The sequence below is a fragment of the Rhizobium lentis genome (assembly GCF_014200175.1).
In the GTDB taxonomy this organism is placed as follows: domain Bacteria; phylum Pseudomonadota; class Alphaproteobacteria; order Rhizobiales; family Rhizobiaceae; genus Rhizobium; species Rhizobium mulingense.
In genome coordinates this window covers 41,196-52,840 of sequence record NZ_JACHBD010000009.1, presented here as the reverse complement: position 1 = coordinate 52,840, position 11,645 = coordinate 41,196, and the positions used below count along the sequence as shown (strand labels likewise).

6 protein-coding genes and 3 pseudogenes are annotated in these 11,645 nt (G+C 62.6%); 6 read left to right on the top strand and 3 right to left on the bottom strand.

Annotated elements, in window-relative coordinates; all coding sequences use genetic code 11:
• Positions 1-46: 46 nt before the first annotated feature.
• Positions 47-1,105 carry a LacI family DNA-binding transcriptional regulator gene (locus GGI60_RS20680; RefSeq protein ID WP_183918517.1) on the top strand — a complete coding sequence of 353 codons (1,059 nt, stop codon included), beginning with the start codon at positions 47-49 and terminating at the stop codon, positions 1,103-1,105.
• Between the two features lie 51 nt (positions 1,106-1,156).
• On the opposite strand, the gene GGI60_RS20675 is transcribed toward GGI60_RS20680, so the two are convergent.
• On the bottom strand, positions 1,157-2,068 hold the full coding sequence (locus GGI60_RS20675; RefSeq protein ID WP_183918518.1) for a dihydrodipicolinate synthase family protein: 912 nt from the start codon (positions 2,066-2,068) through the stop codon (positions 1,157-1,159).
• 127 nt (positions 2,069-2,195) lie between these two features.
• Between GGI60_RS20675 and GGI60_RS20670 the strand changes: the two genes are divergently transcribed.
• Entirely contained in the window at positions 2,196-2,900 is a 705-nt protein-coding gene (locus GGI60_RS20670; RefSeq protein ID WP_183918519.1) for a GntR family transcriptional regulator, read from the top strand.
• Positions 2,901-2,984: 84 nt separating this feature from the next.
• Positions 2,985-3,442, top strand: a pseudogene (locus GGI60_RS20665) (mandelate racemase); the annotation flags it as partial.
• 217 nt (positions 3,443-3,659) lie between these two features.
• Here the strand turns inward: GGI60_RS20665 and GGI60_RS20660 are convergent.
• Both GGI60_RS20660 and GGI60_RS20655 read right to left on the bottom strand, forming a co-directional pair.
• Positions 3,660-6,787 (bottom strand): annotated as a pseudogene (locus GGI60_RS20660) (efflux RND transporter permease subunit).
• Positions 6,787-7,886, bottom strand: a pseudogene (locus tag GGI60_RS20655) (efflux RND transporter periplasmic adaptor subunit). Before GGI60_RS20655 ends, GGI60_RS20660 begins: the two co-directional pseudogenes overlap by 1 nt.
• A 206-nt stretch (positions 7,887-8,092) precedes the next feature.
• Here GGI60_RS20655 and GGI60_RS20650 point away from each other — a divergent pair.
• From GGI60_RS20650 to GGI60_RS20640, 3 genes are all read left to right on the top strand, one after another.
• Positions 8,093-8,779, top strand: coding sequence for a response regulator (locus GGI60_RS20650; protein ID WP_183918520.1), 687 nt, complete (start codon positions 8,093-8,095; stop codon positions 8,777-8,779).
• A gap of 2 nt (positions 8,780-8,781) precedes the next feature.
• Entirely contained in the window at positions 8,782-10,071 is a 1,290-nt protein-coding gene (locus tag GGI60_RS20645; RefSeq protein ID WP_183918521.1) for a sensor histidine kinase, read from the top strand.
• A 116-nt stretch (positions 10,072-10,187) separates the two neighbouring features.
• Positions 10,188-11,639, top strand: coding sequence for an efflux transporter outer membrane subunit (locus GGI60_RS20640; RefSeq protein WP_183918522.1), 1,452 nt, complete (start codon positions 10,188-10,190; stop codon positions 11,637-11,639).
• Positions 11,640-11,645: the final 6 nt, after the last annotated feature.

The window sequence follows — 11,645 nt, the reverse complement described above, 5'->3', positions numbered from 1 at the left end:
GTTTTGCGAGCGATTGTGACGGCTCGCAGAGTAGCCCAGAGATTTCATGTCGATCGAAGAGAAGAAAAGACTGCAACGAAATGATCGCGTGACGATCCGGACAGTGGCAACGCATGCAGGCGTATCGGTCGCCGCGGTCTCGAAGGTGATGCGAAACGCCTACGGCGTCAGTGAAGCGCTACGGGCGAAAGTGACCGACGCTATTGAAGTGCTTGGATATCGTCCTTCACGCGCGGCGCGCGGGTTGCGGGGCCGCAGTTTCACCATCGGCGTGCTTTTGATCGACATCCGCAATCCCTTCCTTCCGGAGGTGATTGCCGGGGTGAACGGCGTGCTGGCGCCTTCGCATTACCAAGCGATGATCGGCGTCAGCGATGCGCGCGTGCAGCTGGAGACGTCGCTGATCGAGTCGATGATCGACTACAAGATGGACGGCCTGATCCTGGTTGCGCCGCGCCTGCCCTCTGACATCATCGCAAAGTTTGCTGCTCAGATACCGATCGTCGCGGTCGGTTATCACGATGCCGGCGCTACGGCCTTCGATACGGTCAATGCCGACGACCAGCGTGGAGCCGAGATTGCGGTTGAAGCGTTGCTTGCCTGCGGCTATCGCGACATCGAAATGCTGAGCCTCGGCGAGCGTGAGGGGCACCAGGTTTCCGTCGTTCGCCAGCGTGAGATCGGCTTCCGCCGGGCGATCCAGCGTGGCGGATTGGGCTCGTCTGCGCCGATCACGAAAATTCCGATCGCCCCGCCAAAGCGGGAGGAAACGATGCGAAAGTTCCTGTCGAGGAAGAACAGGCCGCGCGCCGTGTTCTGCTGGAGCGATCTGGACGCCGTCACCCTTCTGAGCCTGGCGATGGAAATGGGTGTGCGTGTGCCTGAGGATCTTGCCGTTGTCGGATATGACAATTCGTCGACCGCAGCGCTCGGCCTCGTCAATCTCGCAAGCATCGATCAGTCGGGCAGAGAGCTCGGTCAGGTCGCCACCCGGACGTTGATTTCGAGAATAGAGGGCCGCACCGGCGCCGAGCATATTTTCCAGATGCCGTCGCTGGTCAGCCGCAACAGCTTGAGCCGCTCCGGCATGGCGCCGGTCACTTAAAGCGAGGCATGGAAAGGCCGGCAGCTCATGTGCGCTGCCGGCCTCGCAATCTCAGGCGGCCTTGCCGAGTTTCGATGGACGCGTCGCGGCAGCCTTCTCGACCATGGCGGTGACTTCGGTGCGCCGTGCCCCTGAAAGCGGCAGGCGCGGCATGCGGACGCGTTCGGAGCCGCGGCCCATGATCTGTTCGGCGAGCTTGATCGACTGCACGAGGTCATGCTCGGCATCGAGATGCAGAAGCGGCATGAACCAGCGGTAGATCCTGCGGGCCTCTTCCCAGTCTCCGCGTTCGGCGGCAGCAACGAGCTGCACGGATTCCTCCGGGAAGGCGCTGGTGAGGCCCGAGACCCAGCCCTTGGCGCCGAGCATCAGACCCTCGAGCGCGACGTCGTCGAGGCCGGCAAAGATATCGAAACGGTCGCCGAAGGCGTTGATGAGGTCGGTGAAGCGGCGCGGATCTGGCGCGCTTTCCTTGACGGCCTTGATATTCGGCACGTCGGCAAGCACTTTCAGCACGTCGACGCCGATGTTGACGCGGTAGGCCGGCGGGTTGTTGTAGAGCATGATCGGCAGCGAGGTTGCCTCGGCCACGGTGCGGAAATGCGCGATCAGCTCTTCCGGCTTGGGCACATAGACCATGGCCGGCAGCAGCATCAGGCCGTCGGCGCCGAGCTTTTCGGCGTCGCGGGCATAGGCGACGGCGCGCCGCGTGTCGAATTCGGAGACGCCTGTGACGACGGGAACGCGGCCGTTGACGACCTCGATGGCGGCTTTGAGGATCGTGCGCTTCTCATCGGGATCGAGCGAGTTGTTCTCGCCGCATGTGCCCATGACGATCAGCCCGTTGACGCCGTCATTGACGAGCGCGTCCTGAACGCGCTGGGTCGAGGGCAGATCCACGGAAAGATCTTCGTTGAATTGTGTCGTTACGGCGGGAAATACGCCCTTCCATCCTGTCGTCATCGCTTGAACCCCTTTGAAGTCAGGAGTGTTATATACAAACTGTCGACAGGACTCAACCCGCTTTATCAGGACCGTTGCAGAAACCGGCCGGAACGCAATACAAGGCTTCAGGACAGAGGCAGGACATATGCAGAATGAGACGGAAAATGTACGGGTGCGCGGCTCCGGCACGCAGAGCGTCTATGTGACGCTGCGCCGGGAGATCCTGTCGATGGCTTTGGAGCCCGGTAGCCCGCTCGATGAGGTCCGGCTGTCGGAGCGTTTCGGGATGTCGCGGACGCCCATTCGCGAGGCGCTCCTGCGGCTTGTCGCCGATGGGCTGGTCACGACCCTGCCGAACCGAAACACGATCGTCGCGCCGATCGATTTTGCAAGCCTTCCTACCTATTTCGAAGCGCTGACGCTGATGTACCGTGTCACGACGCGCGGGGCGGCCGAGAGGCGGAACGGCGGAATCATGAAGAGCATCCGCCAGCATCAGAAGGATTTTGCCGATGCCGTCGCCGCGCGCGATGCCTATGCGATGATCGAGGCGAACCGCGAATTTCACGTGGCGATCGCCGAGCTTGCCGGCAATGCCTATTACACGGCCTTCTTTGCCAAATTGCTCGACGAAGGCCGGCGCATCCTTCGCCTTTACTATTCGACCTTCGACGACCGCCTGCCGCGCCAGTATGTCGACGAACACGAGGAAATCATCGCCGCGATCGAGGCGGGCGATGCCGAGCGGGCCGACCGGCTGGCAATCGCCCATGCCAGCCAGATCGTTCGCCAGATCCAGGACTATCTCGCCCGCGACCTCGATAGGTCGGCAGCGATCAGCCTGTCCTGAAGCACGGGATCAGGCAGAGTGAATTCATCAATCCTGCATGGCAGTCGCACCCTTGCCTTGAGCTTGACCTCCATAACGGAACGACCTTTCCTGATCGATGAGAGCGATGAAGGCGATGGCGCCTTCGCCCGCGCCCGGGCGCTCGGCTATACCGTCGTCTCCTCGAAAACCTGCAAGGGCATTTACCGCTCGCTCATGAAGGCGATCCGCATCAGAACGGAAGGCGTGCCGGCCTTGTTTCTCTCCGGCGAGGATCTGACCTGCCAGGCCGGGCTTGCCGTGCAGCAGGATCTGGCGCTGGTTTCGCTGTTCGGCCTCTCCCATGTCGAGCGCAATGGCCATCACTATGTGGCCGGCATGCAGGCGCGCCGCAGGCCGAGAAGGCGCGTTTTGCCGCTGCCCATCCCGATCTCTACGAACAGGCGCGGGACGGGCCGCTGCTGTCGATCCGCGACGGCCGAATCGCCATCGCTACGCTCGGCGCCGTCGGCTACGCGAGCGGCGCTTTACCCGATTTCGGATCGATGAAGCCATTGTCGTGAGACTTGGCAACATAAAGCATAGGCAGCAGCGCTGCTCCCGACAGGGCATCACGCTCTTTCCGAACCATTTCTGTACCTCCTGATTGGAATGCAGGACGCGCAGGCGGCTTGAGGCCGCCTGCGGGGGAGTACGTCCCGCGGTCTTGTTCCCGTGGGGGAGAGAACGCGACCGAAGAGGTTGCCCGTCACTGGCTGTTGCCTTGTCGGGCAGCGGACATCATCTCTGACCTTGCCCTCGTCTTGCCTGCTCGGGCTGGAAGGCGATCGCCGCGTGATCGTTGGATGCATGCGGTTTATCCCCGGCGATGTTTTGGGCCAGTCCGAGCCGGCGCAGGACCCGTTTGAGGATCTGTTCGAAATCGTCGACGAAGGTGAAGATGACGGGGATGACGATCAGGCTGAGCAGCGTCGACATCACCACGCCGCCGATCACCACGATCGCCATCGGCTGGCGGAAGCTCGAATCGCCGCCCATCAGGCTGAGCGCCGCCGGCAGCATGCCTGAGGCCATGGCGATGGTAGTCATGACGATCGGCCGTGCGCGCTTGTGGCAGGCATCCACCAGGGCGTCGAATCTGGTCATGCCCCGCTGACGCGACATGATCGCATATTCGATCAGCAGGATGGAGTTCTTTGTCACCACGCCTATCAAATGACCGCAGGCATGGAGAAGCTCGTTCCGGTCAGCACCAGCGGCACCAGCGCGCCGCCGAGCGAGAGCGGCAGAGCCATCAGAAGGGTGAGCGGCTGCAGGAAATCGTGGAAGAGCAGAACGAGGACCGCGTAGATGCAGAACACGCCGATCGCCATGGCAAGAGCAAAACTCTGGAACAGCTCCGAACTGCGCTGAAGTTCGCCCTGTTCGACCAGGGTGACGCCCGCCGGCAGGTGCTGGAGAGCGGGCAGCGCCTGCGCTTCGCGGTTGACGTCGCCGAGGATGCGGCCGTTGAGTTCGACGGAAAGGGTGACATCGCGCATCCGATCGATGCGGTCGATCTCGGAGGGGCTGCCGCCGATCTTCACATCGGCAATCGATCCGAGATCGACGTTGCCGTTCGTTCCCGCCAACCGCATGTTCTTGATGTCGTCCAGATTGGTGCGCGTCTCGGGCGAGAAGCGGACGACGATGGGGATTTGCCGCTGAGGCAGGTTGAGCTTCGGCAGATCGGAGGAATATTCGCCGTTCGTCGCCACGCGCGCGGCCTCGGCGATAGCGCTCGACGTGACCCCGAGCGCGGCGCTGCGTGGAAAGTCTGGCGTGATCTGGATCTCGGGCGCCTGCCGGGCCGCGGTTGACGTCACGGCGCCGATGCCCTGCAGCGAGCGGAGCTGTTCCTCAAGCGCCGTGCTGGCGCTGTCGAGGACATTCGCATCGTCGCTTGCGAGCGTGATCTCGAGCTTCGTGCCATTGCCGCCGCCGCCGACCTCCACACGCACGCCGGGGAGGACGGAAAGCGCCTGTCGGATATCGTTTTCGATTTCCGATTGCTCGTCGATGGGCGGCAGCACGGCAACGATTGTCGCCGATCCGACATCGCTCGTGGTGCTGGCGTCCGGGCCGCCGTCCGAGGAGGTCGAACCGACGGCGGAAAAGACATGCGTCACGTCGGGAAGCTTGCCGATAATATCCGCGGCCTTCCTGGCAGTGGCATCCGTCTGCTCGATGGTGGCGCCCGGCTGCATGGTCAGCGTAATCTGGGTTCGCGCGTCGTCGGACGCCGGCAGGAAGCCCGATTTCAGCAGCGGGATGGTCGCAAGCGACAGCGCCACGAGGATGGCGGTGACGGCCACGGTCGTCTTTCTGCGGTTCATGGCAGCCTTTACGATTGATATATAGGCACGCATGATCCGGCCATCCTTCTCCTCGGTCGGATGGGCCTTCATGAAATAGGCGGCCATCATCGGCGTCAGCAGGCGCGCGACCACGAGCGAGGCGAGGACGGCGACGGCGGCGGTGATGCCGAACTGGCGGAAAATGAGGCCCGGGATGCCGCTCATGAAGGCCGTCGGCAGGAAGACCGAGACCAGCGTGAAGGTGGTTGCGATAACGGCAAGCCCGATCTCGTTGGCTGCTTCGAGGGCGGCATCGATCGGCCGTTTGCCCATCTGCAAGTGGCGGGCGATATTCTCGATCTCGACGATGGCATCGTCGACAAGGATGCCGACCACCAGCGACAGGGCAAGCAGCGTGACGATATTCAGGCTGAAGCCGGCGAAATACATCACAAGGAAGGTCGGTATGACAGACAAGGGCAGCGCCACGGCCGACAGGATCGTCGCCCGCCAGTCCCGCAGGAAAAGCCAGACGACGATGATCGCCAAGATCGCACCTTCGTAGAGCATATGCATCGAACCATCGTAATTGCCGATGATCGGTCCGATCGTGCTGTAAGCCTCGTCGATCTCGACGTTGGAATGCTTGGCGGCGAACTGTTTGATCGCGTTGTCGACGTCGGCGGCAACACCGCTGTCGGAAAATCCGTTCGAACGCTCGATCTCGACCGCGATCACCGGCTTGCCGTCGAGATAAGCCATCGAGGAGCGCTCGGCGAAGCTGTCGGTGACGGATGCCACGTCATCGAGGCGAACCTGCTGGCCGGTCGCCAGGGGAATTTTGAGCCCCTTCAGCGCCTCGACCGACGGCAGGGCGCCGAGCGTGCGCAAGGTCTGGCGGGTGCCGCCGATTTCGCCGAGGCCGCCCGACGTATCCGTCTGCACCGCCTTCAGCTGCGACGATACCGTGGCCGCAGTGACACCCAGCGACGCCATCGTCGCGGGATCGAGATCCACATGAACCTCGCGATCGATCCCGCCGATGCGGTTGACCTGCCCGACGCCGGATACCGACAGCAGCGCCCTGGTCAGATCATTGTCGACGAACCAGGAAAGTTCGGTCTCGTTGAGAGCGGTGGAGCGGACGGCATAGGTGACCAAAGGGGAGCTCTGCACCGTGACCTTGCTGACGCTGGGTGTTTCCATCTGCGCCGGCAGATCGCCCTTGACGCTGTCGACGGCATTGCGGACTTCGTTCAGGGCCGTTTCGCTGTCTTTTTCCAGCTTGAAGGACACCTTGATCGAGACGGTGCCGTCCGTGATCGTCGTGGTGATATGGTCGAGATAGCTGAGGGCGGCAAGACCATCCTCGATCTTGCGGGCGACCTCGGTTTCGAGCTGCGTCGGTGCGGCGCCTTCGAGCGTGGCGGTGACGTTGATCGTGGGAAGGTCCATATCGGGGAAGTTCTGGATCGGCAGCTGCTTGAAGGCCAACAGTCCACCGACGGTCAGCATCACAAACAGCAATATCGCCGGTACAGGATTGCGGATCGACCAGGATGAGAAGTTCATCAGTTTTTCTCCGCAATCTTCACGCGGTCATTGTCCGACAGGAAGGCGCCGCCCGAGGTCACCACCTTCGACGAGCGGTCGATGCCGGAGACGATTTCAACCTCGCCATTGTTGCGGCGGCCTGTTTCCACCCTGACCCTTTGCACCCGCTGATCCTCACCTGAAGTGAAGAGGTAGCAGATCCCGTCCCGGAACACGATCGCCGTCTCAGGTACGGTCAGCGCCGGAGAGGTCTGCAATTCGATGTTGCCGGTGACATAGAGACCGGTGCGCGGCCGGATGCCGGTGGGAAGCGCCACATAGACGATTGCCCGGCTGGTATCGGTGCTGACCGAAGGCCCGACAAGTCTCACCTTGCCGTCGATCGCCTGGCCGTCCGGTCCGTTGATCCTGACGCTCAAACCTTCCGAAATGCGCGGGAGGTAGCGTGCCGACACTTCGGCCTGCCATTCGACACGCTGCTGGCGAACCATGCGAAACAGCTCGGTGCCGGGGGAGACGACGGCGCCGAGATTGGCGGAACGCGACGTGATGACGCCGTCGTCGACGGCCATGATCGTGGTCTGTGCAAGCTTGATCTTTTCGCTGTCGAGTGCGGCCTCTTCGGATGCAAGGCTTGCCGTCGCCGTCTGCTCGTCGGCCAGGTATTCGACGATCTTCTCGTCGGAAAGCGCGCCGGAAGGACGCAGCTGCCGCGCCCGGTCGGCATTGGCCTTGGCCTTTGCAAGGCTTGCCGTGGCGGTCTCGACCGCGGCTTCCTGCTTGCGGAGATCGGCCATCACGCTCTCCTGGGAAAGCCGGACGAGCGTCTGTCCTTTCGTGACCACGGACCCGACATCGACCAGGACATCGGTGATGCGCGGGCCGCTGGTTTCGGAAGCGATGACCGCCTCCTGCCAGGGCTTCAGCCATCCGCTCGCCGGAACGTTTCCGGCCAGTTCCGCTGCGCCGGCGCCGTCAAAGAGACGGTGAGAGCGGTTGCAGCGGCCTGTTCCGCCATGGCAAAACACACGGGGGAGACAAGAGCTGCCGCGACAACGGCAGCGGCAAGTATTTTGCATGGTTTTCTCAACAAAGCATTCCTTGTGGTCAAAGGCATGGGTGGCCTTCGCGTTCCGCGCGAACGCGACAAAGGACTGCCGCTGATGTCGAGGCGACCCGTCCTGGTGCGCATCCATGTCATGGCAGGATAAGTAACGGGACGAACGTTAAGCGCGGTCAAGTTAGTGTTAAGTTAGGTAAAACTTGGCCGGGTTAGCGTGTTTGTGCGGTATGGCTTGCCCCGATTAATGACGGATAATGCGAATGAACAAGGTTCTCCTCATCGACGACGATGCCGAGCTGACGATGCTTCTGCAGGAATATTTGGTCGAGGAAGGGTATGACGTCGCAACGGATACGGACGGCCGCGCCGCCATTGCCGCGGCTGCCGGCAATACGGTCGATATCATCGTGCTCGACATCATGATGCCGCGGATGAACGGGATCGAGGTGCTGCAGCGGATCAGGAAGCTGAGCCAGGTTCCCGTCCTGATGCTGACAGCAAGAGGCGATGACGTCGACAGGATATCGGGCCTAAATCTCGGCGCCGACGACTATGTGCCGAAACCCTGCTCCCCGGGCGAACTGGCGGCAAGGCTGCGCGCCATCCTGCGCCGCGCGAGCCAGCCAGCGGCGGGTGTATCGACCGACACGATCAGGGTGGGGCAGCTCGTGATCCATTCCGGTAACAGAAGCGCCGAATGGCACGGCGAGATTTTGGAGCTGACCGGTACCGAATTCAGCCTGCTCGAGGTCCTCGCCCGCAGCGCCGGCCAGCTGGTATCGAAGCAGGAGATTTCGAAGCGGGCCTTCGGAAAACCGCTCACGCCGTTCGATCGCCGTATCGACGTCCATATCAGCAGCGTTCGCCAGAAGCTCGGGCTGCGGGAAGACGGGCAATCCTGGATCCAGTCCGTCCGCGGCCAGGGCTATCAACTTCTCGTGGACTGACCATGCCCCGGCTTTTCTGGAAGTTCTTCAGGATTATCTGGCTGACTCTGGCGGCAAGTCTTGCTGCCATTATCCTTGTCGTCAAACTCCTTCAGGCGGTTCCCTTCGCAAGCGAGCTGGAACATGAGCGGCGGACGCTTGTGCTCAACCTGACTGCAAATATTCTGGCTGAGGACGGCGAAGCGGCCGCGGCGCGTTTCGTGACCACAAGCGAAAAGACGCAACCGCTCGGCCTGACCCTGTCGAAGCCTGCCGAGGCCGATGCCTGCGCCGAGAAGAACACGGTCACCACCCGATCCGTGCCGAAGGATGGAGTCTGCTATCGGCTTTCCGTGTCGGCTCCGGCCGGTTCCACCTTCGACAGCCTTGGCCCATTCTTACCGTGGCTCACCATCCTGGTCGCCAGCACGATCGCGGCGGGCGCGCTGGCGCGATATCTCATTCGTCCCGTCGTGCATCTGCGCGACGGCCTGAGCGCGCTCGCCCATGGTCGTTTCGACTTTCGCATCGGCGATAAAATGGCGGGGCGAAAGGATGAAGTGACTGCACTTGCCTATGATTTCGATGCGAGCGCCGCCCGGCTTCAGGAGCTTCAGGATGCGCAGCAGAGGCTGTTCCATGACGTCTCTCATGAGCTGCGTTCGCCTTTGTCCCGGCTGCAGGCTGGCGTCGGCGTGCTCCGGCAGAACCCGGCCAAACTCGGCGCCATGCTGGACCGTATGGACCGGGAGGTCGAACGGCTCGATACGCTGGTGGACGAGGTTCTGACCCTTGCGAGGCTGACGGCGGGATCCGGCCGGCCCTTGAAGACGCAGACCCTCGACATCATCGAGCTCCTCAACGAAATCTTGGGCGACGCGGCATTCGAAGCCCAGGCGCGCGGGGTAGCGATCACGGCGAGCGTCGATGGCATCTTCCGTGCCGAGGTGGAAGGCGAACTGATCTACAGGGCGCTCGAAAATGTCGTCCGCAACGCCGTCAAATATACCGCCGAGCATTCGCGTGTGGCCGTATCCTGCGAAACGATGGCCGACCGCCTCAGGATCTGCGTCACCGATCAGGGGCCAGGCGTCGGGCGGGATGAGATCGAACGCATCTTCCAGCCGTTTTCCCGCGGCAAGGATGCCATGCCGCGCGGCGGATATGGTCTCGGCCTTGCTATCGCCAGGCAGGCGATCGAGCGTCACGGCGGGCGCGTGCATGCCTGGCTGCCGGAAGCCGGCGGCCTGGCGATCACGCTCGAGCTTCCGAGGCGGCCGATGCCTTATGGTGCGGCCGGCGGTGAAAGCTGATCAGCATCGCTCGACAGGGCGGTGCCGGATTTTACCTAACTTTACAGTTTCTTAACCGCCATTAACGCTGGCGTCGCTAAGCCTGAACCCACGGTCCCGGTTCAAGAGGCTCGCCCGTGAGTACGTCGCTTCGCACAAGACTATCATCCCTCAACTACGCCGCATCCGCACTGATACTTCTGCTGGCAGGCTGCGTCAGCGGCGCGGATCACGTTCCCCCGCAAATGCCGCTCCCCGCCAAATTCGAAGAGGGTGGTAGCAAGAGCAACGGCAAAGTCGTGACGGCCGAGTGGTGGACGGCCTATCGCGACAAGCGGCTCGATGGACTGGTGACCCATGGCCTCCGCGAGAACCTCGACGTGGAGCAGGCGCTCGAAAACATCAACGCGGCCTCTGCCAATGTCACCGTTGCCGGCGCCGGCGGTCTGCCGAGCCTGACTGTCGGCCCATCGCATACGCTGTCCGGCGAGAAAGGGCGGTTGCGTACGAGCGTCGGCACCACGAACACGACAGGCGGCGAAGCCAGCCTGTCCTGGCTGCTCGACTTTTTCGGCCAGTATCGTCGCTCCAGGGAAAGTGCCATCGCCTCGCTCGGCGCAGCCTATGCGACGGCTGACAATGCCAAGCTCACCTTCCTGAAGGACCTTGTCGAGAGCTATATCGACGCCCGCTACTACCAGGAGCGCATTGCGCTTTCAAAAGGGAGTTTGAAATCCCGCCAGCAGACGTATGAACTCACGCAGCTGCAGGTGAAAGCTGGTGCGGCCTCCCGCCTCGATGTCGTCCAGGCCGAGGGCCTGGTGCAGTCGACGAAGTCGGAAATTCCCGGCCTCCAGCAGAGCTTCACGGATTCGGCTCATCACATCGCCACGCTCATCGGGATGCCGGCGTCTTCGCTGATGGGGGAGCTCCAGAAGAGCGCCGGCCAGCCGGTCTTCCGCGGCGACATTCGCGCCGGTATTCCGGCCGACCTCATCCGCAGCCGTCCCGATATTCGCAAGGCCGAACGCGAACTGGCGGCCGCCGTTGCCGATATCGGCGCGGCCGAAGCCCAGCTCTATCCGTCGATCACCCTGTCCGGCTCGATCTCGCCGAGCTGGGTCAAATCGTCGGGCGCCAGCGGCGGAAGTCTGACCAGCTGGTCGTTCGGGCCATCGCTCAACCTGCCGATCTTTGACGGCGGCACGTTGCGGGCGAATGTCGAGATCGAAAAATCCGATGCCAGGACCCAGTATCTCGCCTGGAAAGCAGCGGTGCTGAACGGCGTCGAAGAGGTCGAAAACGCGCTGACGGCGGTCCGCCGCGACACGCAGACGCTGCAACCGTTGCGCCGGCAGGTGCAGACGGCGCAGGAATCACTCGCGCTTTCGACCACGAGCTATAAGGATGGCGCCTCGTCGCTGCTCGATGTCCTCGACGCGCAGCGTTCGGTCTCCGATGCTGAGGCAAGTCTTGCCGCCACGGTGCAGCAGGTCGCCAAGGACTATGTGGATCTCTACGTCGCCATCGGCGCAGGTTACCTCGACCCGAAACAGGGCGCCGCCAAGCCAACGGCGAAGTCGGGCTAACCTGCA